This window comes from Nocardia sp. NPDC006982 (assembly GCF_042869435.1).
Lineage (GTDB): Bacteria > Actinomycetota > Actinomycetes > Mycobacteriales > Mycobacteriaceae > Nocardia.
In genome coordinates, this window is record NZ_JBIAFV010000011.1 from 138,921 (window position 1) to 165,183 (window position 26,263).

Below are 26,263 nucleotides of genomic sequence, written 5' to 3' on the forward strand. Positions count from 1 at the left end.
TCGGTTTCGGATCGGTTGCCCGCCAGGTCGACGTGAGACTTGCTACCCGAGCAGCTTGGCCAACTCCATCGTGACGGCTTCCGGGTTCTCTTGGTGCGCAAAGTGACCCGCGCCGGGAATCACGACCTGTCGCCGCTGCGGTGACAACCGGCGGCCGCGCTGGAAGGTCGCGGGCAGGATGTAGCCGTCGAGTTCACCGCGCATGGCCAGGACCGGAATGTGGATCGGCACCCGCATGGTGGCCATGAACCGCCGACCATCCGGACGCCACTGACTGCGGAAGGCCCAGCGCTGGTATTCCAGCGCACAGTGCGCCGCACCGGGAATCTGGATGGCCGAGCGCATCCGATCGGCCGTCTCGATGAATTCGGCGGTGCCCGACCAGGTTCGGCTCACTCGCTGGCGCAGTAGCCGTTCGACCTCGAAGCCGTTCCCGGTGGTCAGCAGATGTTCGCCGTAGCGCGGCAGCTGATAGCGCAGGAAATTCGGCAGCCAGGTGCGCCGCTGACGCCGGTCCCGCAGTACCGCGCTCTTGAGCGCGGCCGGATGCGGGGAACTCACCAGTGCGATCGAGCGCACCAGTCGTGGATGCAGCACCGCGGTCGTCCAGCACACCAGTCCGCCGTCGGCATGTCCGACCAGCGTGGCCTCGGAATAGCCCATGGCGCGGATGAGGCCGGCGATATCACCGGCCAGCGTCCAACCGTCATAGCCGCGCGGCGGTTTATCGCTGTCGCCGTAGCCGCGCAGATCCACCGCGACCGCGCGGTAGCCGAGTTCGGCGAGTCCGGTCAGCTGATGCCGCCAAGACCACCAGAGATCGGCGAATCCGTGCAGCAGGACGACCAGCGGTGCGTCCGGGCGGTCCGGCTCGGCCTCGACGACATGGAAGCGAATGCCGTTTGCGTGCACGTCTCGATGCGTCCACGGACCGTCGTAACGGACGCTGGACGGATCGGGAAACGAGTTCGACGACACGCCGACCGAGCCTAGTAGGGGTCCGGCTCACCGCCTAGTCGACGCTGCCGCGCCGCTACTTCGACGGCTGCTCGAGCGACTTCGACTGCGTCGGCTCCGCCAGCGTGAGGTGCTCCTCGTGCGAGCCGAATCCGCTCGGCAGCACCGTGCGCGCCTGCTTGAGCGAATCGATCGTCTTCTCCGGCGCCCGCAGCTTCTTGACCCGCAGATAGCCGAGCAGGGCGAGCACCGCCGTCGCGACGATCATCAGCAGGAACACGATCAGGAACGCCGCCCAGCGCGCCAGCCAGACATCGAGCAGCTCGCCGAGGAAGAAGAAAAAGAAGAAGGTGCTGAACAGCAGCACGGTCAGTGCGAGGATGAAGTAGACGCTGCCCTGCAGCCCCTTCTTGATCTCCCCGGTCACCTCGGCCTTGGCCAGTTCGACCTCGGCCCGCACCAGCGTCGACATCTGCTCGGTGGCATCGCGGACCAGGGCGCCGAAGCTCGCCGACCCGGCCGGGTTGGCGTCCGAGAGGGGAATCGAGGTGACAGTGCGGTCGCGACGCGACTCATCCCCGTTACCGCCGTTTGCGAAACTCACTTGGTCGACCCTTCTCCCTGTCCCGGCACTGCTTCCGCCTCAGTCTCTCGTTCTATCGCACGCGCGTCCCGCCGCGCCTGGTGGACACGCCCACGCCGCAACAGTAGCGCCGAACCCGCGAGCGACGCCGTCATTGACGTCACCAACACCGCGGCCTTCGCCAATTCGACGGCTGAGCCGTCACCGACGTCGGTCAGCGCGAGTTCTGCCACCAGAAGGCTAACGGTGAAGCCGATCGCACCGAGCACCGAGAGGGCGAACATGTCTCGGTAGCCGAGGCTGACCGGACGCTTCGCAATGCCCAATCGGATTGCCACCCAGCTGATTCCGAAGATACCGGCAGTCTTGCCGAGCAGTAATCCGAGAATTATGGCCAGCGGCAGCCTGTCACTGAACAGGTGTTGGAAAACCTTGCCGTCCAACGGAACTCCGGAGGCGAACAAGGTGAACAGCGGCACGCAGAGGCCGGCCGAGATCGGCTGGATCATATGCTCGAGCCGCGTTGCCGGGGCTTCGGTCTCGCCCGAATCCTTGCGCACCCTGGTGAGCAGGCCGAGCGCGACACCGGCCAGCGTCGGATGGATGCCCGCCTCGTGCAGCGCGTACCAGGAGACCAGCGCCAGCGGCACATACAGCAGTGGTGTGGATATCCGCCTGTGCTGGGCCAGTGCCCACACAGCGAAGCAGGCCGCCGCGCCGAGCAGCCACAGCGCCGACAGTGTCGTGGTGAACAGCACCGCGATCAGGATGATGGCGAGCAGATCGTCGACTACCGCGAGGCTCAGCAAAAAGACCCGCGCGCTTGCCGGAATCCGGGATCCGGTCATGGCCAGCACAGCCAGCGCGAACGCGATATCGGTGGCCACCGGAATCGCCCAGCCACGGTCCATCCCGTCGACGCCGAACCCGACCGCGAATGCGATCAGCGCCGGGGTGACCACGCCGCCGACCGCCGCGATGATCGGCAGGAGGGCCCGTTTCGGATCGGCGAGCTCGCCGACCACCAGCTCGCGTTTGAGTTCCAATCCGGCGACGAAGAAGAAGATGGCCAGCAGACCGTCCTTGGTCCAGTCCGCGACGGTGAGATCCAGATGCAGTGCTTTGATCGGCAGGACGTACTCGGTGACGGTGAAGTAGCTATGGCCCCATGGCGAGTTCACCCACAGCAACGCGGCAGCAGCCGCGATCAGAAGGATTGCACCACCAACGGTTTCGGTGCGTAGATACCGCGTCAGCTCCGAGCGAACTTGGGTGATCACGGGAAACCTTCCGCCGGGGTGGGCTGGACCGCGGACGCGCAATCCCACCGATCCGGCTTTCAGGTACGCGACCGCATGCCGACCAGGCTTCCCGGCACACCTTACGCAATTCTAACGGGTGCGGCCGGCGACGAATTCCGTCACCGGCCTCACGCGGATGTGCGGGCTCAGGCGCGGCTGGCCCGGATCGCCTCGAAAACGTTCGGATCTACCAGCGTCGAGGTGTCGCCCAATTCGCGGCCCTCCGCGACATCGCGCAGCAGTCGCCGCATGATCTTGCCGCTGCGAGTCTTGGGCAGCTCGGGCACCACGTGGATCTCGCGCGGCCGGGCGATCGGGCTGATCTCCCGTGACACCTCCGCCTTCAGTTCGCCGATCAGCGCGTCGCCGGTGTCCTTGGCCTCGGCCGTCAGGATCACGAAGGCGACGATGCCCTGTCCGGTGGTCGCATCGCTGGCGCCCACCACCGCGGCCTCGGCGACGCCGGAGTGACCGACCAGCGCGGATTCGACCTCGGCGGTGGAGATGCGGTGACCCGACACATTCATCACGTCGTCGACCCGGCCCAGCACCCACAGGTCGCCGTCGGCATCGAGCTTGGCGCCGTCACCGGCGAAGTACCAGCCCTGTTCCGCGTAGCGCTCCCAATAGGTGGACCGGTAGCGGTCCATATCGCCCCAGATGCCGCGCAGCATCGACGGCCACGGCTGATCGAGCACCAGATAGCCGTTGGCCTCGGTCTCACCGAGTTCGACCGCCTTGCCTTCTTCGTCGACGACCATCGCCGAAATTCCGGGCAGCGGTGTCATCGCGGCGCCGGGCTTGGCGGCGGTGACCCCAGGCAGCGGGGAGATCATGATCGACCCTGTCTCGGTCTGCCACCAGGTGTCCACGATGGGCGCGGTGTTCGCACCGATCACCTCGCGGTACCAGCGCCAGGCCTCGGGATTGATCGGTTCGCCGACGCTGCCGAGCACCCGGATGCTGGACAGATCATGTGCGGCCGGAATCTCCCTACCCCACTTCATGAATGTGCGAACCAGCGTCGGCGCCGTGTAATAGATTGTGACGCCGTACTTTTCGACGATGTTCCAGTGCCGGTGCTCATCCGGGAAGTTCGGCGTGCCCTCGTAGACGACCTGGGTGGTCCGGTTCGACAGCGGTCCGTAGACGATGTAGGTGTGCCCGGTGACCCAGCCGATATCGGCGGTGCACCAGTAGATGTCGCGTCCGGCCTTGTGGTCGAAGACATTTTGGTGTGTGTAGGACGCCTGGGTGAGATATCCGCCGCTGGTGTGCAGGATGCCCTTGGGCTTTCCGGTGGTGCCGGAGGTGTAGAGGATGAACAGCGGATGCTCGGCGTCGAAGGCCTGTGCCTGGTGATCGGACGAGGCCTGCGCGACGGTCTCGTGCCACCACAGGTCGCGGCCCTCGGTCCACGGCACCTCGATATCGGTGCGCCGCACCACGAGTACGTGCTCGACAGTGTGCGGCACATCGCCATCGGCGTAGAGCGCCTCGTCGACAGCCTCCTTGAGCGGTGCGGCCTTACCGCGCCGCCACTGACCATCGGTGGTGATGATCAACCGGGCGCTCGCGTCGTCGACCCGCTGGCGCAATGCGGTGGGGGAGAAGCCCGCGAATACCACCGAATGCGTGAGCCCGAGTCGGGCGCAGGCCAGCATCGACACGATCGCCTCGGGAACCATCGGCATATAGATGGCGACCCGGTCGCCCGCTTCGAGCCCGAGTTCGGTCAGATAGTTTGCGGCGCGGGAAACTTCGGCGAGGAGTTCGGCGTAGGTGATGTCGCGGGAGTCGCCCGGTTCGCCCTCCCAGTGGATGGCGACCTGATCGCCGTGCCCGTCGAGCACATGGCGGTCCACGCAGTTGTAGGCGACATTGAGCTTGCCGTCGACGAACCACTTCGCGACGGGCGCGTCACTCCAGTCGAGCACCTGTGTCCACGGCTGCTCCCAGTGCAGCCGGTCGGCCTGCTCGGCCCAGAACGCGTCGCGATCCGCCGTGGCCCGCTGGTACAACGACGCGTCGGCATTCGCCGCCGCGGCGAATTCCGCGGTCGGCGGGTACGAGTCCCGGTGGTCGGTGGTTTCGGTCATCTCGTCTCTTCCTCACGTAGCCCCGTGGTGCTGGCAGTCGCAGTCGATTTCGACAGTAACCAACTGTGATCCAGCCCGCGCCTGCTGTGTCCAATGGGTTTCCACCGCGTCACCGCGGCGGGTATCCTGCGCGATCCGCTGACAAACCGAGCCTTCGGTAGCTATCGTCATAGACCAACCAGCTCCGGATCCCGGAAGCCCCAACGGAGGCATACTTCCGGCGGATGGCTGTCTTCTCTTTAATGTTTAGCGTGTTTCGATGATGTTGCCGGATTGGTAACAAGTGGAACGAACCTCTGTCAATCCGGTGACAAGGCTGCTTCGAATAGCTAACGTCCCAGGCATTCCAAGGCGGATCGAGTCGAGGCGCGCTGGGCAGATACTCATGCGTCGTCGCGGATCCCCTTCGCCTGTCTCGAAATCGGGAGAACGCGTTGAGATTCAACAGAGCTACAGCGTTGACCGCGGCAGTCCTGCTGGCCACAAGCCTGGGACTGTCCGCATGTTCGTCGAGCGATAGTGCCGACGCCGACATCGTCACCACCAACGGTGGCGAACCGCAGAATCCGTTGGTGCCGACCAATACCAACGAGAATATGGGCGGCCGTGTCGTCGACCGCCTGTTCGCGGGTCTGAAGTACTACGACGGCAAGGGCGTTGCGCACGATGAGATGGCCGAGTCCATCAAGACCAACGACCGCAAGACCTACACGATCACCATCAAGCCGGACTGGAAGTTCACCGACGGCAGCACGGTGACCGCGAAGTCGTTCGTCGACGCCTGGAACTACGGCGCTCTCGGCACCAATGGTCAGCTGCAGAGTTACGCGTTCACCCCGATCGTCGGATTCGACGAGGTGTCGGCGGAAAAGCCCACGGCGCAAACGATGTCGGGGCTGAAGGTGGTCGACGACCGAACCTTCACCGTCGAGCTGAAGTCACCGTCCATCGACTTCGAGACCGAACTCGGCTACGCGCCGTTCTATCCGCTGCCCGATGCCGCGTTCAAGGATATGAAGGCCTTCGGTGAGAACCCGATCGGCAATGGCCCGTACAAGTTCCAGACCTGGGAGCACAACGTCAAGATCGACTTGGTGCCCAACCCGGACTACAAGGGCGGCCGTGCGCCCAAGAACAAGGGTCTGCGCTTCGTCATGTACCAGTCGTTCGATACCGCCTACTCGGATCTGCAGGCAGGCAATCTCGATACCCTCGACACCATTCCGGACAGCGCGCTGACTTCGTACAAGAAGGACCTCGGCGATCGCGCGATCCTGGATCCGTCCGCGCAGAACCAGCACATCGGCGTCCAGTCCAATGTCCCGCATTTCGGCGGTGAGGAAGGGCTGCTGCGGCGCCGGGCGATCTCGATGGCGATCAACCGGCAGCAGATCTGCGACACCATCTTCAACGGCACCAAGATTCCGGCGCGCGACTTCACCTCGAGCACCCTGCCCGGATTCAACGGCAACCTGCCCGGCTCGGAGGTGTTGAAGTACAACCCCGAAGAGGCCAAGAAGATTTGGGCGCAGGCCGATGCCATTTCGCCGTGGTCGGGTCGTTACGAGATCGCCTACAACTCCGACGGCGGCCACCAGGCGTGGATCGAAGCCGTGGCCAACAGCATCAAGAACACCCTCGGTATCGATGCGGTCGGCGCGCCGTATCCGACGTTCAAGAACATCCGAGATCTGGTGAACCAGAAGACGATCGGCAAGTCGTTCCGCTACGGCTGGCAGGGCGACTACCCGACCATGCTGCAGTTCCTCACCTCGCAGTACTACAGCTACTCCGAAACCAATAACGTCGACTACAAGAGCCCCGAATTCGACCACCTGCTCGACGCCGCATTGGCCGCGCCGACGCTGGACGAGTCGTACAAGATCGTGGCGCAGGCGCAGGCGTTGCTGATCAAGGATATGGCCGATATCCCCGTGCTCGATTATCTTGCCGCGGCGGGACGTTCGGACAAGGTGAAGAAGGCCGACCTGGCCTGGAATGGTCTGTTCGACTTCGAAAACATCGAGAAGTAGCCGCTCGGCGCGGTCGTGTCGCAATTCCGACGGCACGGCCGCGCCGCTCACCCAGGAGATGAAATGGCCTGGTATGTCGTGCGGCGTCTGCTCCAGATGATCCCCGTCTTCCTCGGGGCGACGCTGCTCATCTATGCACTGGTCTTCTTAGTTCCGGGCGATCCGATCCACGCGCTGGCCGGTGACAAGCCGATGACGCCTGCCGTCGAGGCCCAACTGCGTGCGCGGTATCACCTGGATCGTCCGTTCATCGTGCAGTATCTGCTGTATCTGAAGGGCATTTTCACCCTCGACTTCGGGACGGCCTTCTCCGGTCGACCGGTGCGCGACGAACTCGCCCGCGCCTTCCCGATCACCATCAAATTGGCGTTCATGGCGGTGCTCATCGAGGGCGTCTTCGGTGTCGTCTTCGGTCTGATCGCTGGACTGCGCAAAGGCAAACTGTTCGATTCCACGCTGCTGGTGGTCAGTCTGATCATCATCGCGGTGCCGATCTTCGTGATCGGCTTTCTGGCCCAGTTCGTACTGGGTGTGAAGTGGGGGATCGCGCCGGTGACCGTTACCGGTAAGGCGAGCGTCGGTGAATTGCTCGTGCCCGCATTCGTTCTCGGGTCGTTGTCGTTCGCCTATGTACTGCGGCTGACCCGAAATTCGGTGGCGGAGAACATGTCCGCCGATTACGTGCGCACCGCGACCGCGAAGGGGCTCAGTCGCCCGCGGGTGGTCACCGTGCACATTCTGCGTAACTCGATGATTCCGGTGATCACCTTCCTCGGCGCCGATCTCGGTGCGTTGATCGGCGGCGCGGTCGTCACCGAGGGCATCTTCAACATCCCGGGCGTGGGTGGGACGCTGTACCAGGCGATTACCCGCGGTGAGCCGCCGACGGTGGTCTCATTCGTGACCGTGCTCATCGTGATCTTCCTGATCTCGAATCTGATCATCGATCTGCTCTATGCCGCGCTCGACCCGAGGATCCGATATGCCTGAGCTCGATAAGAAAGCTCCGGACCGGCAGCAGCATTTCGTCGCGCCGCCCGATGAAGTCGAGGTGCTCGCCACCGATCAGGTCGTCGATACCGGTTCACCGACCAGCATCTGGCAGGACGCGTGGCGGCAGTTGCGCCGCAATCCGATCTTCATCGTGGCCGCGGTGCTGATCGTGTTCATCGCCATCGTGGTGCTGTGGCCCGGCCTGTTCTCCGATCAGGATCCGCGCTACTGCAACGGCGATTTCAGCATGGATCCGCGCGGGCCCGGACATCCGTTCGGTTTCGATAAGCAGGGTTGCGACGTCTACACCCGAACCGTTTACGGCGCCCGAGCTTCCGTGATGGCGGGCTTGGGCGCGACCACGGTGTTCCTGCTGGTCGGCGGCACACTCGGGGCGCTCGCGGGCTTCTACGGTGGGTTGCTCGATTCGGTGGTGTCGCGCATCGCGGAGATCTTCTATGCGATTCCGCTGATGCTGGCCGCGATCGTCATCATGCAGTTGCTCGATTCGCGCACGATCTGGACCGTCATCCTGATCCTGGCCGCATTCACCTGGCCGCAGGCCGCACGCATCGCGCGCAGTGCGGTGATCGAGGCGAAGAACAGCGAATATGTCACGGCGGCGAAGGCATTGGGGGTATCCCGAATACGCACGCTGCTGCGCCATGTGCTGCCGAATGCGGCCGGACCGCTGATCGTGGTCACCACGATCTGGCTCGGTGCGTTCATCGTCACCGAGGCGACGCTGTCCTACCTCGGTGTCGGCCTGCCGCGCACGATCGTGTCCTGGGGCTCGGATATCAATACCAACCAGCACGAACTGCGCGGCGGGTCGCCGATTCTGTTCTATCCCGCAACGGCTTTGGCGCTCACCGTGCTGAGCTTCATCCTGCTCGGCGACGCGCTGCGGGACGCGCTCGATCCGAAGGCGAGGAAGAGGTGACCGCGGCGATGTCGGATAAACCGTTGCTCGAGATCGAGGATCTCAACGTCTGCTTCTCATCCGAGGGCAAGAAGATTCCGGCGGTGCGCGACGTCAGCCTGACGGTGTATCCGGGCCAGACCGTCGCCATCGTCGGCGAATCCGGATCCGGGAAGTCCACGACCGCGCACAGCATCATTGACCTGCTGCCCGGCACCGGCCAGGTCACCTCCGGCTCGATCAGGTTCGACGGCAAGGATCTGGCGAAGGCGTCGAAGCGGGAGGTCGTCGCGGTCCGCGGTAGCGGTATCGGATTGGTGCCGCAGGATCCGATGTCGAATCTGAATCCGGTGTGGAAGATCGGCTTCCAGATTCGAGAGACCTTGGAGGCCAATGGCATTGCCAAGGGCAAGGCGGCCAAACAGCGCGCCATCGAACTGCTCGAGGAAGCCGGGATGTCGGATGCGGCGCGCCGGGTGAACCAGTATCCGCACGAATTCTCCGGCGGTATGCGCCAGCGCGCGCTCATCGCCATCGGATTGGCCTGCCGACCCAAACTGCTGATCGCCGACGAGCCGACCTCGGCTCTCGATGTCACGGTGCAGCGGCAGATCCTCGACCATCTCGACGGACTCACCAGCGAACTCGGTACCGCGGTCCTGCTCATCACCCACGACCTCGGCCTGGCCGCCGAACGCGCCGAGCACCTGGTGGTGATGTATCGGGGCAAGGTGGTGGAATCCGGTCCGGCACTGCAGATTCTGCGCGAACCGCAGCACCTGTACACCAAGAAGCTGGTGAATTCCGCGCCCTCGCTCGCCTCGCAGCGGCTGTCCTCGGTGCGTGAGCGCATAGCGGTGCGTAAGCAGGCCGTACAGGTCGCGGAAGAGGTCGCGGCGGCCGATGCCGAAATCGCGGCGGTCTCCGATGACGTGGTGGTCGCACAGAATCTGACCAAGGCGTTCAAGATTCGGGGTAGTACGCCGTGGAAGTCGACGGATTTCGTCGCCGTAGACGATGTGTCGTTCCGGCTGAAGCGCGGCACGACCACTGCCATCGTCGGCGAGTCGGGTTCGGGCAAATCGACTGTGGCACAGATGGTTCTGGGTCTGCTCGAACCGACATCGGGTTCGGTGACCTTCGACGGTCGCGAAGTGGCGAAGCTGGATCGCAAGGGCGCGTTCGCATTTCGCCGCCGAGTGCAGCCGATCTTCCAAGACCCTTACGGTTCGCTGGATCCGATGTACTCGATCTACCGCACCATCGAGGAGCCGCTGCGCACGCACAAAATCGGCACCGCCAAGGAACGTGAGGCGACGGTGCGCGATCTGTTGGACAAGGTGTCGCTGCCGTCCTCGGTAATGCGCCGCTACCCCAATGAACTCTCCGGTGGCCAACGCCAGCGCGTCGCAGTGGCGCGTGCGCTTGCGCTGTCCCCGGAGGTCGTGGTGTGCGACGAGGCGGTCTCCGCGCTCGACGTCCTCGTCCAGGCTCAGATCCTCAAGCTGCTCAACGACTTACAAGCCGAGCTGGGTCTGTCCTATCTGTTCATCACCCATGACCTGGCCGTCGTCCGCCAGATCGCCGACGACGTCCTGGTCATGCAAACCGGCAGGATCGTGGAAGCGGCCACCACCGACGAGGTCTTCCAGAATCCCACGGAGGAGTACACCCGCCGCCTGCTCGACGCCATACCCGGACGGGACCTGCTGGCGGGCTGACCAGGGGGTCGTGCATCGGTCGCGGTGCGGGCGCGGCAAAATCAGCACGGTGACCGATCCGCTACAGCCCCTCGTCGATCTGCCAGGTGTGCGCGAAGCCGCCGATAAGGCGCGTGACGCGCTCGCCGCGGTGCACCGGCACAAGGCGAACCGGCGGGGCTGGCCGACCACGGCCGCCGAGGCGGCCGTGCGTGCCGCGCGCTCATCCGCCGCCATCGAGGGCGGCAGTACCGAGCTGCCCGCCGACGGCCGGGTCGCGGATCCGATCCTGGCCGGCTCGCTGCGGGTCGGGCAGGCGCTCGACGGTGACGCGCTGCGGAATCTGGTCGGCACCTGGCAGCGCGCACCGCTGCAGGCGCTGGCCCGGCTGCATCTGCTGGCCGCGGCCGATCTGGTGACCGACGAGGCGCTGCTCGGACGGCCACGCGCTGACGACGGTGTGGCCGAACGGCTAGACCTGCTGGTGCAGACCGTGCTCGGATCCAAGGCACCCGCGCCGGTCATCGCGGCGGTCGTGCACGGTGAATTACTGACCCTGCGGCCGTTCGGTACGGCCGACGGCATCGTTGCACGGGCGGCCTCTCGACTGGTGGCCGCGTCCAGTGGGCTGGACCCGCACAGCCTCGGCGTACCGGAGGTGTTCTGGTTGCGGCGGCGTCAGCAGTATCTGGATGCGGCGGCCGGATTCGGCGCGGGTGCCCCGGATGCGGTGGGCGGCTGGGTGATCCTGTGCTGCGGCGCCTTCGAAGACGGTGCGCGAGAGGCGACATCGATCGCCGACGCGGCATCCGGATAGGGGCCGATACACATCAAAGCGGGCGGCGTTGTCGTTTGACGACCTCACCGCCCGCTAGCACGGATACCCGGTTACCAAGCGTGCTGGGTGGGTTGTGTTCTGCGGCCTCGGCGATTATCCGAACTCCGCCGGTTCATCCCCGCAACCTGTGCGAGGCCTTCGCCGTCGAAAACCCGGATCTCGCAGGCCCACAACGCTTCTGCCCTTGTCGCGGCGCGCTCCGCGTGGGTGCCTGGTGCCCGTGCTGGGAAGGGTAGGTCGGGGAGCTGAACCTTCTCTTCCGGTTCCGCTCAGGCCTTCCGCCCTTCCGTAGTTACCTTTCTACACCTGTGACTGCCCTCACATCAAGGCTTGGAAAAACATTAAATAACCGGCGTGCCTACCGGTGTTTCATGGTTAAATGCCTGGTCGCAGCGGCCTCTGTGTTATGTCGGCAAGCCCTCCGTCACGCCCCTCGACAGCCCGGCAACGCGGCCCGCGCCGGGCGGCGATGGCTCAGCGGCGCCGACGCAACAGTCGGTAGCTGATCGCCCCGGCCAGCACCGCGCTCAGCCCGACCGCCGCCGTCGCGGCAAGGGTGGTCGACGACGGACTCTGGAAACGCGCCCACAGCGAGACCGGGTTGGAGAACGTGAGAATCGGCCAGCCCTTGGCCACCGCTTCGCGGCGCAGATTGCGATCCGGGTTCACCGCCGTCGGATGGCCTACCGCGCTCAGCATCGGTAGATCGGTCACCGAATCGGAGTAGGCATAACACCGCGAGAGGTCGTAACCCTCAGCGGCGGCGAGCTTTTCGATCGCGGTCACCTTACCCGCACCGTAGCAATAGAATTCGACCTCGCCGGTGTAGCGGCCGTCCTCGACCACCATCCGGGTCGCCGCGGTATGCGAGGCGCCGAGCACCTCGGCGATCGGACCGACGATCTCCTCGCCCGAGGCCGAGACGATCACCACGTCGTGTCCCCGGATCTTGTGGTCGGCAATGAGATCCGCTGCCTCGGCATAGATCAACGGGTCGACGAGTTCGTGAAGTGTTTCGGCCACAATGGATTTCACCTGCTCCACATCCCAGCCCGCGACCATATTCGTCAGATTGGCGCGCATGCGCTCCATCTGATCGTGGTCGGCGCCCGAGAGCATGAACAGGAAGTGGGCGTAACTGCTCTCCAGTACCGCGCGCCGGTTCAGCAGTCCCTGTGCGTAGAAGGGCTTACTGAACACGTAGGTGCTCGATTTCGCGATCACCGTCTTGTCGAGATCGAAGAAGGCGGCCACGCGCTCGCCACCGGCGCTCGGTCGCTTCGTTGGTGTCGCGTCCCGTGCCGTCTGGTCCTCGAGCTCTGTCTGGTCGCCATCGGCCGTCACCCGTTCAGAATATGCATGCCGCCGCGAGACTGTCGGACGGGTCGGGGTCTGGTTCGTTCGGCGGGTTTGCCCCGGAGACGCCGGGCCGGTGGTGGCCACAAAGTTCTCCGTCGACAGACTTGCGTTGTGGCCCGGGCTTGGGTGTAGTATTGCTGGCACCTGGACATAGTCCAGGCGCGTTCAGCCCGACCCCCCGGGGCTGAACCCGACGGCCCCAGCCTCCTCCCCCCCCGGCTGGGGCCGTCCTCTATTTCGGGGTAGGTTCCCCCGGTTTCGGGCCTCCGGATTTATCCACACCCCCCGAGTTATCCACATTCGGCATATTCCATCTTCTGCTCGGCTTCGTCTTCGAGCACGCTGACCTGCATGAATCTCGATGCCGCCCCGGCACTCACACCGCCGCCCGCGCTCGTGCTCATCCAGAACACCCGGCTGCGCGATGAGGTGCGCCGGGTCGCGGCGGCCGCGGAGCGCGAGCTCGACGAGCGCGCGCTCTCTGTCGGTCGGCATGCCTGGGTGGCAGCACCTCTGGTAATCCTCGACACAGTGGCGGCCGAGAGCTGTGCGCGGGCCGGTCATCTCCGACGGATCGGCATCGTGCTGGTGACCGACGGGGAACCCGGATTGACCGATTGGCAGGCCGCCGCGGCTGTCGGTGCCGAGCGCGTCATCGCGCTGCCCGGTGCCGCGGTCGGACTTATCGAGAAGTTTGCTGAGCACGGTGAATACCGTATGGGCGATGGTGTTGTCGTCGCGATCGCGGGTGCCGGCGGCGGTGCGGGCGCCTCCACATTGGCCGCGGCGACCGGACTGCGATCCGCCGCCGAGCGGTTCCGCCACGACACCGTGCTGGTCGACGGCGCACCGCTCGGCGGCGGTCTCGACCTGCTGCTCGGCATCGAGACCGGGGCCGGACTGCGCTGGCCGGATCTGGTGATCGAGGACGGCCGGGTGTCGGCCGCCGCACTGCACAGCGCACTGCCGGCAGCCGCCCCGGGACTGGCGGTGCTGTCCTGCGGCCGCGGCGGTGCCGGACGCTTGCCCGCCGAAATCGGCCCTGCCGCCGTGCGCGCCGTCATCGAAGCGGGCCGTGCCGCAGGCGATCTGGTGATATGCGATATCTCGGGCGAACGCGGCCCGCACGCCGACCAGATACTCGACGCGGCCGACCTCGTCGTCCTGGTCGTGCCTGCCCGCCTGCGCGCCGTAGCCGCCGCCGAATCGGTCGCCGCGCATATCGGTAAGCGAAATCCCAACCAGGGCTTGGTCGTCCGCGGCCCGGCACCCGGCGGACTCCGCGGCCAGGAGGTCGCCGAGGTCCTCGACCTCCCCCTCCTGGCCGCCGTTCGAGCCCAGCCCGGACTGGCCGCCCGCCTCGAACGCGGTGGCCTTACTTTGCGCCGCGGGCCTCTCCGCGACGCGGCGGACGCAGTGCTCGGGGTGCTCGGCGCTCCGGCAGGGAAGGGGCTGCGATGAGTGCGCTGGTTACGTCGGAGTTGTTGGATCGGGTGCGGGAACGGCTGTCCGGTGCGTCGGGGGATCCGGATCCTGCGCAGGTGGCGGCTGCTATCCGGGCCGAGGCGGGTGGCGTGCTCGGTGATACCGATCTGCTGCGGGCATTGCGGCTGTTACAGACCGAGATGACCGGGGCTGGGCTGTTGGAGCCGCTGCTGCAGGATCCCCGGGTCGCCGACGTGCTGGTGACCGCGCCGGATGCGGTGTGGATCGACCGGGGCCGCGGGCTGGAACGAACCTCGGTCGTCTTCCCCGATGAGGCGGCGGTGCGCCGCTTGGCGCAGCGGTTGGCGCTCTCGGCCGGCAGGCGGCTCGACGACGCACAGCCGTGGGTGGACGGCAGGTTGACCGGAAGGGAAGCGGCATTGGGGGATTCGTTCGGAGTCCGGCTGCACGCGGTATTGGCGCCGGTGGCACACGACGGCACCTGTCTGTCGCTACGTGTGCTGCGTCCGGCGACACAGGGATTGGATGCGCTCGCCGCAGCGGGCGCGGTACCCGCCGAGGCGAAACTTCTACTGGAGCAGATCATTCGGGCCAGGCTCGCCTTCCTGGTGGTCGGCGGCACAGGCGCGGGCAAGACAACGCTCCTGTCCGGCCTATTGGCCAAGGTCGCCAACGACGAACGCATTATCTGCGTCGAAGACGCCGCCGAACTGGCACCCCCGCATCCCCACGTCGTGCGCTTGGTCGCGCGCACGGCGAACGTCGAGGGCGTCGGGGCGGTAACCGTCCGCGATCTGGTCCGGCAGGCCCTGCGAATGCGCCCCGACCGAATCGTCGTCGGCGAAGTCCGCGGCGCAGAGGTAGTCGACCTCCTGACGGCCCTGAACACCGGCCATGACGGCGGCGCGGGCACGGTCCACGCGAACTCACCCCGCGAAGTCCCGGCCCGCCTGGAAGCCCTTGCCGCGCTGGGCGGAATGGACCGAGCCGCCCTCCACAGCCAACTCGCCGCAGCCGTTCAGGTCGTACTGCACGTCCACCGCCGAGCCGACGGCTCGCGCGGCCTCCGCGAAATCGGCATCGTAGCCCGCAACCCCCAAGGCCGCGTCACCATAACCGCCGCATGGCACGCCGACCAAGCCCCCACCCCGGCCGCATCCACCCTCACCCGCCTGCTCGATGAACGGCTCGGCCGGTGAATGCGGGAATCGAGCGCACGGCGCTCGCAACCCGGACGGCATCGCTGTCGCGCGTGCTTGCCGTCCCGTCGTCGGATGTGGTGCTGGTGCTCCTCGAGGACGTGACTCCGGCAGCGTTGCGGTCCAGCCTGATCGCGGCAGCGGTGCACTCGGGAATTGCTGGTCGGATGGCGCCGGTGCGGTGCCTGGTCGGTGAACGGCTCGGTCGATGATCGCGGGATTGGTGTGTCTGGCGCTCGCGGTTCGGCTGGCGCCGCCGCCGAGTTCGCGGCGTCGGTTCGTCAGGCTGTTCACGGCGTCGGGCGGCGCCCGAAAGTTCCGGCGGGGCAGTCGAGTTCGGGTCACCTTCGGTGTTGTCATCATAGGGGCGTCGGCCGTTGGTGTCGGTCCGTTGGTTGCGGCGGTGTTGGTTGCGGGAACGGTCGGTATTCGGGTGCGGTGGGCGAGCCGGGAGCGGCGGCGCAGTGCGGAGTGCGCCCATCTGTTGGACGCGCTCGAGGCGGTGATCGGGGAACTGCGGGTGGGTGCGCATCCGAGTGCGGCGGCGGAGGTAGCCGCGCAGGAGTCGCGCGGGGAGGCGGCACGCGTCTTCGCGGTGAGCGCGGCGCGCAGCAGACTCGGTGGTTCCGGCGCGGACGGGCTGCGCGATTCCGATTCCATCGTCGACGCGGAACTCGCCAGGATCGCCGACGCATGGCAGGTCGCCGAGCACCACGGTCTAGCTCTCGCGGAACTACTCTCGGCTGCTCGCGCGGACCTACTGGGGCGCATCCGTTTTCGCACGCGCACCACAGCCGCACTGGCCGGTGCTCGCGCCACAGCGGCGGTCCTGGCGGGCCTACCGGTCCTCGGTATCGGCCTTGGCCAACTGATGGGTGCCGCCCCACTGCACGTGCTGCTGAGCCCGGGTGCCGGAACCGTACTGCTGCCACTCGGCGCGGCACTGGCGTGCATCGGCTTGCTGTGGACCGACGCGATCACGCGAAAGGTCTTCGTATGAAACAGATCTGCTGGTCGATCACGGATTCGAAGGGGTTGCGGATGGTTGGAATTGCCAGTGCGCCGCTGCTTTTGCTTGCGATGGCATTAGTCGTGCTGCCTGGACGAGTTGCGACGAATCGGCGATTGCGGGCGCTACGAGAGCCTGGTCCACAGCCGGTCGCCCTGGTGTCTCCGCGCAGCACCGACAGCGATCCGATGGCCATAGCCTCGGTATTCGACCTGCTGGCCGCCTGCCTACGAGCCGGATTGCCGATGGCATCCGCAGCACGCGCAGTGGCACCGAGCGCCCCGACGGCCCTCGGCGCGGCACTGCGCAAGGCAGCCGACCTGCTGGCACTGGGTGCGGACGCGGCAACCGCCTGGGATCAGGTGGCTCGTGACGGCGCAGGCCAACCAGGCGCCGAGGAGGTCGATTCACTGGCACGCATGGCCCGGCGCTCCGCCCGCTCCGGCGCATCGCTCGCCACCGCCATCGGCGAACTGGCCGAACAGCGCCGCAGCGGAGTCGAGGATGCGGCCGCCGCCCGCGCCGAACGTGCCGGAGTCCTCATCGGCGGCCCCCTTGGCCTCTGCTTCCTCCCGGCCTTCGTCTGCCTCGGCATCGTCCCCGTAGTAATCGGCCTCGCAGGCCGCGTCCTCGGAGGCGGACTGCTGTGAGAACTACACGGCAGGGAAGTACTGCATCACGCGCGACGGGTTCGCGAACGACCGAGTTACGAACGACCCAGCGAGGCGTTACCGGTTCCGACAGTTCTGCTGCCCCGGACAGCGCAGCACGGGGCGCTACCGAGCTGGGGATGCCAACTCGGAGCAGGACCTACCTGGGCGCGATCGCGCCGGACTTTGTCGGGCCGGAGACCGCCGCGCGGGGCTCTGTCGATCACGGCTCTGCCAAAGGTGCCGTTACTGAGCTGTTGGGTGCTGTGCTCGGGAGCGTTGACCTGTGTGGTGCGGTGCCGGGGCGCGGGCGGCCGGGAAGAGCGTATGCGCGCGGAGTGCGCGCGCGGGACATTGTCGACCCGGTGCAGGGCGCGCATGGTTCTGTCGAACGCGGCGGTGTTGAAGGTGCCGTCGCGGAGCTGCCGGGTGCTGCGCTCGGGAGCGTTGAGCTGTGTGGAGCGGTGCCGGGGCGTGCGCGACGGGGAAGAGTGTGTCGGCGCGGAGTAGCCGCGTGGGCGGGAATGAGAGGGGAACACGGTGCGAATGATGCGGGATCAGGTGGTGCTCCGGCTGGGGGCCGTCAGCATGGAGCTGCGGGCTCGGGTGCTGCGGGTGTTGGTCGCGGACGACGGGATGAGTACGGCGGAGTATGCGATCGGGACTATTGCGGCTGCGGCGTTCGGGGCCGTTCTCTATGGGGTGGTGACCGGGGACAGCATTGTGAACGCGCTGACGAAGATCATCGACAAGGCACTGAATACCGCGGTCTAGCGCGGGGTAGTTGTCGATTAAACTACTGTGGTGCAACGCATCTCGGTGACGATCGGGGTGCGGTGACGGTTGAGGCGGCGATTGCACTCGCTGCCATCGTGTTTGCGGTGGTGCTGTGCGTCGGTGCCTTGCTCGCGGCGTCGACGCAGGTGCGCTGTGTCGACGCCGCTCGCGAAGCGGCCCGGCTGGCTGCCCGCGGTGATCAAGCGAATGCGGTGCCGGCGGCGCGGTGGGTAGCTCCGCCGACCGCCGACATCTCGCTGCGCAGTGAGGGCGACCGGGTAGTCGCGGCGGTCTCCGCCCGCGCTCCCCTGCTGCCCTTACTGGTCCTGCACGCCGAGGCCGTCGCCACCCGTGAGCCAGGAGCCGAGCCGTGACCAGCGACGGCCGACCAATGGACCGCGACGTGCCACCGGGCACCACACAGATGATGGACAGCGATGTGCCGCGCCACCGAACCGCGGCAGTAAGGATGCCCAGTGACCGAGCAGTAGAAGCAGCTCCGCCGAACAGCCCGCCCTACCGACCAGGCGACCACAATCACAGCGGCATCGTCGACCGGTGCACAGCACGTCGCTGCTGCGTCGCTGCTGCCCGCTGGCTCGAACGCCGGTCCAGGGCGCTTACATCAGACGACACGCAAGGGTTTTACATCGCAGTGCGGCAAGCCCGGGACATCCGAGCCGACTGCCGGTGCGGAGCGTTCCCGCCCGGAGGCGGCCGAGGTGCCAGTGCGCACAGTGACCTGATGCGGCGGGCCAGGCCTGGTGATCGGATCGACCGTCGCCGCAGCGGGTGTGTATTCGGCGGTATGAGGCAGCGTCGTCACTCGTGGGGAGTCTGGGCGGACAACCGAGCTGACCATGGGTGCGATGCGATTGCTTCCAGGAGTGAGGACGGCCTCGATGTGGGGCAGGTCCGCCAAGCGAATGCGATCGATGAGGTGCGCCGGGACGAGGGCGTTGCGACGGTGTTCGCCTGCTTGGCGCTGGCTGCGCTGATCGGCGCGACGCTATTGATCGCTCAGGTTGGCGCGGTCGTTGTGGCGCGACATCGGGCGCAGGCTGCGGCGGATTTGGCGGCATTGGCGGCGGCGGGGGAACTCGCGCGTGGGGCAGATGTCGGATGTGCGGAAGCCGGGGAGATTGCGCGACGGATGGAAGTGCGGATTCAGCACTGTGAAGTCGTGCAGTGGGATGCGACCGTCACTGTTGAAGGGAATGTACCAATGGGTCTGTTAGGAAAGCGGACTGTTCGCGCGGTTGCCCGTGCCGGACCTGTAGAAGTCGAAGCGTGACCGGTACGTACTTACACTCGCCAGTGGTACTTCACGATGCCGGAATTCGGTAATTGCGATGCTCGAATAAATACGCCATTGCCTCAATTTACTTGGTAACCGCAGAACGCAATCGAATGAATCCGCACGTCGGGTGGTAATGGCCGTGGCAATACCTCAGTTAACATGAATCTAATCCTCTTTATTCGGCGGTCCGACACGCCCGGCGCAGCACGGCGAGGCACGCCGACACGCGCCTATAACCCCTGGTGACCACCCGGAAACGTGGACAAGTGATCACGTTCGGGGGTCGGCGCTGTCACGAATCGAGCGCGGCGCCTTCGCCGTGCCGTTCAGTTGCCCGTATCGGCGGCCAATTCGCCCAGAACCGCGGTCAGCAGGCGGGCCGCACCGGCCTTGTCCAGTGGATGGTTGCCATTGCCGCACTTGGGCGACTGCACACAGGACGGGCACCCGACCGCGCAGGTGCACGTCTCGATCACCGCGAGCGTGGCCGACAACCAGTGCTGTAGCTGCGCGAACCCGCGTTCGGCGAAGCCCGCACCACCGGGCTGCCCGTCATAGACGAACACCGTCGGCAGTCCCGTATCCGGATGCTCGGCGGTCGAAACACCGCCGATATCCCACCGGTCACATGTCGCGACCAGCGGCAATAGGCCGATAGCCGCATGTTCTGCGGCGTGCAGCGCACCCGGTACCCGTGGCGTATCCAGGCCTGCGGCGGCCAGCAGCTCGGGTGTCACCGTGTACAGCACCGCGCGCGTCGGCAGCGTCTGCTCCGGCATATCCAGCTCGACCAGGTCCAATACCTCGCCGGTGCGCAGCGTGCGCAGATACCCGATCACCTGGCTGGTGACGCTGACCTGCGCCAATGCGGTCGTCACCCGGCCGTGGCGGCGCTGTTCGGTCACCGTGTCGACAGCGATGGAGGTGACCTGTCTGGCGCTGGTGGTCCAGCCGGGGTCGGTGCTGCGCACGAAGGCCACTCCGCCCTCGAGATCCAGCTCATCGACCAGGTAGGTATCGCCTTGATGCAGGTGAACGGCCCCCTCGTGCAGCGTCGCCCGCGCTCGCCCGGCATCGGCCGTGCCGAGCAATCTGCCGGTCTCGCCATCCACGATGGCAATGGGTGTGCCGATGCCACCGCGCACATCGACGGCATCGTGCGGCTGCGCCTCGGCTGTCGCGAACCAGCGCGCGCTACCGTCGCGCACCGCACCGTTCCGGCGTCGAATCAACCCCTGACGTGCGAGATCGGCGAGCACCCCACCCGCCCCGAGGTGGTCGACCTCAGCATCGGTGAGCGGGAGTTCCAGCGCGGCGCACAGCAATTGCGGACCCAGTACATAGGGGTTGTGTGGATCGGTGATGGTGGCCTCGATCGGTTTGTCCAGCAGCGACTCAGGGTGGTGGACCAGGAAGGTGTCCAGCGGATCGTCCCTGGCCACCAGCAGTACCAGCGATCCCTGCGTGCGCCGGCCCGCGCGCCCGGCCTGCTGCCAGAACGAGGCGACCGTGCCCGGAAAACCCGAGATCACGACCGCATCCAGCCCAGCTATGTCGACGCCGAGCTCCAGCGCATTCGTAGTGGCAGCCCCCAGCAGCGACCCATCCGACAGCGCGGCCTCCAGTTCGCGCCGATCCTCCGCGAGATAACCCGCCCGATAGGCGGCGACCCGTTTGCTGAGCTCGGGATCGGCGTCGGCGAGCAGCCTGCGGGCCTCGATCGCGGTCAGCTCGGCGGCCCGCCGCGACCGGACGAATGCGAGCGTGCGCGCGCCTTCCACCACCAGATCGGCCATGATCCTGGCCGTCTCCGACGTGGCGGATCGCCGAACCGGCGCACCGTTTTCACCGGTCAGGGTGGTCAACAGCGGCGGCTCCCACAGTGCGATGGTGCGCGAGCCCCGCGGCGATCCGTCCTCGGTGACCGCGACGCAGGGCGCGCCGATCAGCCGGGATGCCGCAGCCGCGGGCTCGGCCGTGGTGGCCGAGCACAGTATGAACACGGGATCCGCGCCGTAATGTGCCGCGATCCGCCGCAGCCTGCGCAGCACCAGCGCCACATGCGAGCCGAATACGCCCCGGTAGGCGTGGCATTCGTCGACCACCACATAGCGCAGCCTGCGCAACACCCTGGCCCAGCGCTGATGTGAGCGCAGCATGCCGACGTGCAGCATGTCCGGATTGGTGAGGATCAAGCGGGCATTCGCCCGCACCCATTGCCTGACCTCGGCCGGTGTGTCCCCGTCGTATGTGGCCGGATGGACATCTCGCAACGGCCCTTCATGCGTCAATTCCGCAATTGCCCGCAGCTGATCAGCACCCAATGCCTTGGTTGGCGCGAGATAAAGGGCAGTGGCGAGTGGATCCTCGCGCAATGCGGTGAGCACCGGTAGCTGGTAGCCGAGCGATTTCCCGGATGCTGTGCCGGTGCTGACGACAACGTGCAGGCCGCTCGCGGCTAGGTCGGCGGTTTCGGTCTGATGAGTCCACGGTGCCTCGACTCCGGTGGCTCGCAGCGCGGCGACGACGTCGGGCGCGGCCCAATCCGGCCAGGTAGTCGTGGCTGCGGGCCGTGCGGCGAGCTCGACGACATGGGTGAGACGTGGGTCGTCATCGGGCGCCCCGTCAAGGACACGATTCAGCAACGATGCCCCATAACTTCGGCCGTTGCTGGCGCGTGGCCGGGTCGCCGGTTCGGTCGGATTCACGACTCGGGCTCCGCGACACGCGCAGAAAGTGTGAAACGTGTGCGCTTAGGAAGCCCCACCTGCCATTTCGATACCAAATAGCGACCTGGGTCACAGGCTGTTTGCCAGACACTGGCTCGGTTATCCGTAAGCAAACGAACCACAAGTCTGGATTCCGGCATTGTGTCCCTCACCTGCGCATTCGCAAGATCAACTTTTTTGCAAATTGTCGGTAACTCGACTGTTGAATTGCTCGAAGACATGGTTCACTAGTTCCTGGTCGCAAGCTTCTGTGTTCGAGGGACGGATCCAAAGTCCAAACCGTCAGCAGGATCGATGTTGCGAACGGTGTGCTTGGTGCTTTCCTGCAGGGGGAACCAACAGTACAGCGGTCGGAACGGACCCGGTGGATGAACCTACTTGTCCGCCGTTCCGGTAAGAAAAGAGAAGGAACAGAATGGCACAGGGAACTGTGAAGTGGTTCAACGCGGAGAAGGGGTTCGGCTTCATCGCGCCGGAGGACGGCTCCGCTGACGTCTTCGTCCACTACTCCGAGATCCAAGGGTCGGGTTTCCGCACCCTCGAGGAGAACCAGAAGGTCGAGTTCGAGGTTGGCCAGGGCACCAAGGGCCCGCAGGCCACCGGAGTTCGCGCGCTCAGCTGAGCGTCGAAACAATCCGCCCGTCCCTCACCACCGGTAACGGAGGTGAGGGACGAGCTATATCTGGGGTAAGGCAAAAACCGACGCGTACCTGCGGTGCGGTCGTATCGCCATAGGCACTGCATACTGATCACCAGCGACGCAGGTACGCTCTGTGGTTCGAGTCGCAAGCGCTCGGCCACACGTCGCGTCAAGGTATAAACGTGTCTGGTGGCAACGTCCTCCCCGTCGCCGCCGCTTGCCCCAGCCGCGCACAGCGCGAAAAAGCGCCGCGCGGGTCGATAAGGAAAGGTGTATTCGCCGGTGGCAACACGAGACCGCGGTGCAGCCGACCAGGGCCGTCCCCTGCGTCGTCTCGTGATCGTCGAGTCCCCGACCAAGGCCCGCAAAATAGCGCCCTATCTGGGTCGCAATTACACGGTCGAGGCCTCGGTCGGTCATATCCGGGACCTGCCGCGCGGTGCGGCGGACGTGCCCGCCAAGTACAAGGGCCAGTCCTGGGCGCGCCTCGGCGTCGACGTCGACAATGACTTCGAACCCATCTATGTGGTGAGTCCGGATAAGAAGGCCAAGGTTTCCGAGCTCAAGAGTCTGCTGGCCGATGCCGACGAGCTCTACCTCGCCACCGACCCCGACCGTGAGGGCGAAGCGATCGCCTGGCACCTGTTGGAGACGTTGAAGCCCAAGGTGCCGGTGCGACGCATGGTGTTCCATGAGATCACCGAGCCCGCCATTCTGGCCGCCGCGGCCGATACCCGCGATCTGGACAACGATCTGGTCGATGCGCAGGAAACCCGGCGCATCCTGGACCGGTTGTACGGCTACGAGGTCAGTCCGGTGCTGTGGAAGAAGGTCATGCCGCGGCTGTCGGCGGGCCGGGTGCAGTCAGTCGCGACCAGGGTGATCGTGCAGCGCGAGCGCGAGCGGATGGCATTCCGCTCGGCCGAGTACTGGGATATCGCGGCGAAGCTGGATGCGGGCGGGGACAACGGCGACGCCACCAATCCGCGGACCTTCGGGGCGCGACTGGTCAGCGTCGACGGGACCAGGGTCGCCACCGGCCGGGACTTCGGACCGGACGGGCAGCTCAAGGGCAATGGCGTGGTCGTCCTCGACGAGCCGTATGCCCGCCGCCTCGCCGAGGCGCTCGAGGGCGCCGATCTGGTGGTCTCGTCAGCGGAGGCAAAGCCATATACGCGTAAGCCGTACGCGCCGTTCATGACCTCGACACTGCAGCAGGAGGCGGGCCGCAAGCTGCGGTTCAATGCGGAGCGGACCATGCGGGTCGCGCAGCGGCTGTACGAGAACGGCTACATCACTTACATGCGTACCGACTCGACCACGCTGTCGGAGTCGGCGATCGCCGCGGCCAGGTCGCAGGCGACCCAGCTGTACGGCGCCGAGTATGTGCACCCGACGCCGCGGCAGTACACCCGCAAGGTGAAGAACGCGCAGGAAGCGCACGAGGCGATCCGCCCGGCAGGCGATACCTTCGCGACCCCGGGCCAATTGCATGCGCGGTTGGACAATGACGAGTTCCGGCTCTACGAGCTGATCTGGCAGCGCACGGTCGCCTCACAGATGGCCGACGCCAGGGGCACCACGCTGACGCTGCGGATCACTGGTGTCGCGGGTACCGGCGAGGAATGCGTGTTCTCGGCCTCCGGTCGGACCATCACCTTCCCAGGCTTCCTCAAGGCCTACGTCGAGAGTGTCGACGAGGAGGCGGGCGGTCAGTCCGACGACGCCGAATCCCGGCTGCCCGCACTCGACGAGGGCGAGCGCGTCACGGCGGTGGAGCTGAATCCCGATGGGCACAGCACGAATCCGCCGGCGCGGTATACCGAGGCCTCGTTGATCAAGACGCTCGAAGAGCTCGGCATCGGTCGACCTTCGACGTATTCGTCGATCATCAAGACCATTCTCGACCGCGGATATGTGTACAAGCGCGGCAGTGCGCTGGTGCCGTCGTGGGTCGCCTTCGCGGTCGTCGGTTTGCTGGAGGCTTACTTCGGTCGGTTGGTCGACTTCGACTTCACCGCCGCGATGGAGGACGATCTCGACGCCATTGCCGGTGGGCGTGAGCAGCGCGGAAATTGGTTGTCCAGCTTCTATTTCGGCGGCGATCACGGTGTCGAGGGTTCGGTCGCACGCTCCGGTGGTCTGAAGCGGATGGTCGGTGAGCGGCTCGATGATATCGATGCCCGCGAGGTCAATTCGATCAAGCTGTTCGTCGACGGCGAGGGGCGCGACGTCGTCGTTCGGGTCGGTCGGTTCGGACCGTATCTGGAGCGGCTGGTCGCCAATCCCGATGACCCGGAAGGGGATTCGATTTCGCAGCGGGCGAATCTGCCCGATGATCTGCCGCCGGACGAGCTGACCCCCGAGGTCGCCGAGAAGCTTTTCTCGACACCGCAGGAGGGGCGTTCGCTGGGTACCGATCCGGCGACCGGGCACGAAATCGTCGCCAAGGAAGGACGTTTCGGCCCGTACGTCACCGAGATCCTGCCGGAGCCCGCGGCCGAGGACGGACCCGCACCCGCGAAGAAAACCGCGAAAAAGGCTGCGGCGCCTAAGCCGCGGACCGGATCGCTGTTCAAAGATATGGATCTGGCGACGATTACGCTCGACGATGCGCTGAAGTTGTTGTCGCTGCCGCGCGTTGTCGGTGCGGACCCGGCTTCCGGTGAGGAGATCACCGCGCAGAACGGGCGTTACGGCCCATATCTGAAGAAGGGCACCGATTCTCGTTCGCTGCTCAACGAAGACCAGATCTTCACCGTGACGCTGGACGAGGCGCTCAAGATCTACGCCGAACCCAAGCGGCGCGGACGCCAGGCCGCCAGTGCTGCGGCGCTGCGCGAGCTCGGGAACGATTCGGCCACCGGTAAGCCGATGGTGATCAAGGACGGGCGCTTCGGTCCGTACGTCACCGACGGTGAGACCAATGCCAGCCTGCGCAAGGGCGACGAGGTCGATTCGATCACCGATGAACGGGCCTCGGAATTGCTCGCCGATCGGCGAGCGCGTGGTCCGGTGAAGAAGACGGCCAAGAAGGCGGCGGCGAAGAAGACTCCGGCCAAGAAGGCGACGGCGGCGAAGAAGACCGCCGCCAAGAAAACGACCGCCAAGAAGACGGCCGCGAAGAAGTCCTGACGGTTTTCGTCGGTGCCCTGCCGTAGCCTCGCCCCGGTATCGAAGCTCGATCGGGAAGGGGACCGCCATGGCCATCGATCAGGAACGCGAAGATCTCATCCTCGCACTCGACAGTCAGCGCGAGGTGTTTCGAATCACCCTGCGTGGTCTAGACGAGCAGCAGGCACGGCAGCGCACCACCGTCAGCGAGCTGACTCTCGGTGGACTGCTGCACCATGTCGTGAACTGCGAGCGGCACTGGACAAAGGTCATCGTCGAGCGCGATGAGACGGCGAAGCAGGAACTGGCCGAATTCGAGGGCGAGTATTTGATGGCGCCCGACGATACGGTTGCGGGACTGCTGGCCACTTGGGACGAGGTGGCGGAGGCGACCGCGAAGCTGATTCGCACCGAGCCGGATCTGAGCACGTCCATCCCGACCCCGACGACACCGTGGACGCCCGACCGCGTGTGGTGGACCGTGCGGTTCACGCTGCTGCACGTGTTGCGCGAGATCACCCACCACAGTGGGCACGCCGACATCATTCGGGAGGCGCTCGACGGTGCCAATACCACCTACCAGCGAGCTTGATGCGGATCCGTTCAGCCGTCCG

General features: G+C 65.9%; 23 protein-coding genes. 16 read left to right on the top strand and 7 right to left on the bottom strand.

The features are described 5' to 3' along the window. Nucleotides 1-42: 42 nt before the first annotated feature. From ACFYOW_RS34050 to acs, 4 genes are all read right to left on the bottom strand, one after another. Nucleotides 43-978: an alpha/beta fold hydrolase gene (locus ACFYOW_RS34050; protein ID WP_387294171.1), complete on the bottom strand. Its 936-nt coding sequence runs from the start codon at nucleotides 976-978 to the stop codon at nucleotides 43-45. A 55-nt stretch (nucleotides 979-1,033) separates the two neighbouring features. After that, on the bottom strand, nucleotides 1,034-1,561 hold the full coding sequence (locus ACFYOW_RS34055; RefSeq protein WP_387294172.1) for a phage holin family protein: 528 nt from the start codon (nucleotides 1,559-1,561) through the stop codon (nucleotides 1,034-1,036). Next, complete coding sequence (gene nhaA, locus ACFYOW_RS34060; protein WP_387294273.1) at nucleotides 1,558-2,817, bottom strand: Na+/H+ antiporter NhaA; 1,260 nt, start codon at nucleotides 2,815-2,817, stop codon at nucleotides 1,558-1,560. Before nhaA ends, ACFYOW_RS34055 begins: the two co-directional genes overlap by 4 nt. A 170-nt stretch (nucleotides 2,818-2,987) precedes the next feature. Continuing rightward, nucleotides 2,988-4,940: an acetate--CoA ligase gene (acs, locus tag ACFYOW_RS34065; protein WP_387294173.1), complete on the bottom strand. Its 1,953-nt coding sequence runs from the start codon at nucleotides 4,938-4,940 to the stop codon at nucleotides 2,988-2,990. A 434-nt stretch (nucleotides 4,941-5,374) separates the two neighbouring features. On the opposite strand from acs, the gene ACFYOW_RS34070 reads away from it, so the two are divergent. From ACFYOW_RS34070 to ACFYOW_RS34090, 5 genes are all read left to right on the top strand, one after another. Beyond that, complete coding sequence (locus ACFYOW_RS34070; RefSeq protein ID WP_387294174.1) at nucleotides 5,375-6,973, top strand: ABC transporter substrate-binding protein; 1,599 nt, start codon at nucleotides 5,375-5,377, stop codon at nucleotides 6,971-6,973. Between the two features lie 63 nt (nucleotides 6,974-7,036). Then, on the top strand, nucleotides 7,037-7,963 hold the full coding sequence (locus ACFYOW_RS34075) for an ABC transporter permease (RefSeq protein WP_040686063.1): 927 nt from the start codon (nucleotides 7,037-7,039) through the stop codon (nucleotides 7,961-7,963). Then, nucleotides 7,956-8,909: an ABC transporter permease gene (locus ACFYOW_RS34080; protein WP_387294175.1), complete on the top strand. Its 954-nt coding sequence runs from the start codon at nucleotides 7,956-7,958 to the stop codon at nucleotides 8,907-8,909. Before ACFYOW_RS34075 ends, ACFYOW_RS34080 begins: the two co-directional genes overlap by 8 nt. Before the next feature lie 8 nt (nucleotides 8,910-8,917). Beyond that, nucleotides 8,918-10,609 (top strand): dipeptide ABC transporter ATP-binding protein, encoded by a 1,692-nt coding sequence (locus tag ACFYOW_RS34085; protein WP_387294176.1) that lies wholly within the window; start codon nucleotides 8,918-8,920, stop codon nucleotides 10,607-10,609. Between the two features lie 49 nt (nucleotides 10,610-10,658). Continuing rightward, nucleotides 10,659-11,405: an oxidoreductase gene (locus ACFYOW_RS34090; RefSeq protein WP_387294177.1), complete on the top strand. Its 747-nt coding sequence runs from the start codon at nucleotides 10,659-10,661 to the stop codon at nucleotides 11,403-11,405. 495 nt (nucleotides 11,406-11,900) lie between these two features. On the opposite strand, the gene ACFYOW_RS34095 is transcribed toward ACFYOW_RS34090, so the two are convergent. Beyond that, the gene (locus ACFYOW_RS34095; RefSeq protein WP_387294178.1) at nucleotides 11,901-12,770 is read right to left on the bottom strand and encodes an HAD family hydrolase; all 870 of its coding nucleotides are present in this window, start codon (nucleotides 12,768-12,770) and stop codon (nucleotides 11,901-11,903) included. Nucleotides 12,771-13,136: 366 nt separating this feature from the next. Here ACFYOW_RS34095 and ssd point away from each other — a divergent pair, with 366 nt between their 5' ends. From ssd to ACFYOW_RS34130, 7 genes are all read left to right on the top strand, one after another. Next, on the top strand, nucleotides 13,137-14,246 hold the full coding sequence (gene ssd, locus ACFYOW_RS34100; RefSeq protein ID WP_387294179.1) for a septum site-determining protein Ssd: 1,110 nt from the start codon (nucleotides 13,137-13,139) through the stop codon (nucleotides 14,244-14,246). Further along, on the top strand, nucleotides 14,243-15,430 hold the full coding sequence (locus ACFYOW_RS34105; protein ID WP_387294180.1) for a TadA family conjugal transfer-associated ATPase: 1,188 nt from the start codon (nucleotides 14,243-14,245) through the stop codon (nucleotides 15,428-15,430). Before ssd ends, ACFYOW_RS34105 begins: the two co-directional genes overlap by 4 nt. Further along, on the top strand, nucleotides 15,427-15,642 hold the full coding sequence (locus ACFYOW_RS34110) for a hypothetical protein (RefSeq protein ID WP_387294181.1): 216 nt from the start codon (nucleotides 15,427-15,429) through the stop codon (nucleotides 15,640-15,642). The genes ACFYOW_RS34105 and ACFYOW_RS34110 overlap by 4 nt, the downstream gene beginning before the upstream one ends. Continuing rightward, nucleotides 15,639-16,430: a type II secretion system F family protein gene (locus tag ACFYOW_RS34115; protein ID WP_387294182.1), complete on the top strand. Its 792-nt coding sequence runs from the start codon at nucleotides 15,639-15,641 to the stop codon at nucleotides 16,428-16,430. Before ACFYOW_RS34110 ends, ACFYOW_RS34115 begins: the two co-directional genes overlap by 4 nt. Nucleotides 16,431-16,471: 41 nt before the next feature. Further along, nucleotides 16,472-17,089: a type II secretion system F family protein gene (locus ACFYOW_RS34120; protein WP_387294183.1), complete on the top strand. Its 618-nt coding sequence runs from the start codon at nucleotides 16,472-16,474 to the stop codon at nucleotides 17,087-17,089. A gap of 588 nt (nucleotides 17,090-17,677) precedes the next feature. Then, nucleotides 17,678-17,863, top strand: coding sequence for a DUF4244 domain-containing protein (locus ACFYOW_RS34125; RefSeq protein ID WP_387294274.1), 186 nt, complete (start codon nucleotides 17,678-17,680; stop codon nucleotides 17,861-17,863). 62 nt (nucleotides 17,864-17,925) lie between these two features. After that, nucleotides 17,926-18,240, top strand: a complete 315-nt coding sequence (locus ACFYOW_RS34130; RefSeq protein WP_387294184.1) for a TadE family type IV pilus minor pilin — start codon at nucleotides 17,926-17,928, stop codon at nucleotides 18,238-18,240. Nucleotides 18,241-18,491: 251 nt separating this feature from the next. On the opposite strand, the gene ACFYOW_RS34135 is transcribed toward ACFYOW_RS34130, so the two are convergent. Next, entirely contained in the window at nucleotides 18,492-18,692 is a 201-nt protein-coding gene (locus ACFYOW_RS34135) for a hypothetical protein (protein WP_387294185.1), read from the bottom strand. 78 nt (nucleotides 18,693-18,770) lie between these two features. Between ACFYOW_RS34135 and ACFYOW_RS34140 the strand changes: the two genes are divergently transcribed. Further along, nucleotides 18,771-19,160: an Rv3654c family TadE-like protein gene (locus tag ACFYOW_RS34140; RefSeq protein ID WP_387294186.1), complete on the top strand. Its 390-nt coding sequence runs from the start codon at nucleotides 18,771-18,773 to the stop codon at nucleotides 19,158-19,160. A 332-nt stretch (nucleotides 19,161-19,492) separates the two neighbouring features. Here the strand turns inward: ACFYOW_RS34140 and ACFYOW_RS34145 are convergent, their stop codons facing one another. Then, the gene (locus tag ACFYOW_RS34145) at nucleotides 19,493-21,874 is read right to left on the bottom strand and encodes a DEAD/DEAH box helicase (RefSeq protein WP_387294187.1); all 2,382 of its coding nucleotides are present in this window, start codon (nucleotides 21,872-21,874) and stop codon (nucleotides 19,493-19,495) included. A 436-nt stretch (nucleotides 21,875-22,310) separates the two neighbouring features. Here ACFYOW_RS34145 and ACFYOW_RS34150 point away from each other — a divergent pair, with 436 nt between their 5' ends. The 3 genes from ACFYOW_RS34150 to ACFYOW_RS34160 all read left to right on the top strand — a co-directional run bounded on the left by ACFYOW_RS34150 (nucleotide 22,311) and on the right by ACFYOW_RS34160 (nucleotide 26,241). Then, entirely contained in the window at nucleotides 22,311-22,517 is a 207-nt protein-coding gene (locus tag ACFYOW_RS34150; RefSeq protein WP_011206895.1) for a cold-shock protein, read from the top strand. Between the two features lie 354 nt (nucleotides 22,518-22,871). Continuing rightward, entirely contained in the window at nucleotides 22,872-25,670 is a 2,799-nt protein-coding gene (gene topA / locus ACFYOW_RS34155; RefSeq protein ID WP_387294275.1) for a type I DNA topoisomerase, read from the top strand. Nucleotides 25,671-25,737: 67 nt separating this feature from the next. Beyond that, on the top strand, nucleotides 25,738-26,241 hold the full coding sequence (locus ACFYOW_RS34160; protein ID WP_387294188.1) for a DinB family protein: 504 nt from the start codon (nucleotides 25,738-25,740) through the stop codon (nucleotides 26,239-26,241). Nucleotides 26,242-26,263: the final 22 nt, after the last annotated feature.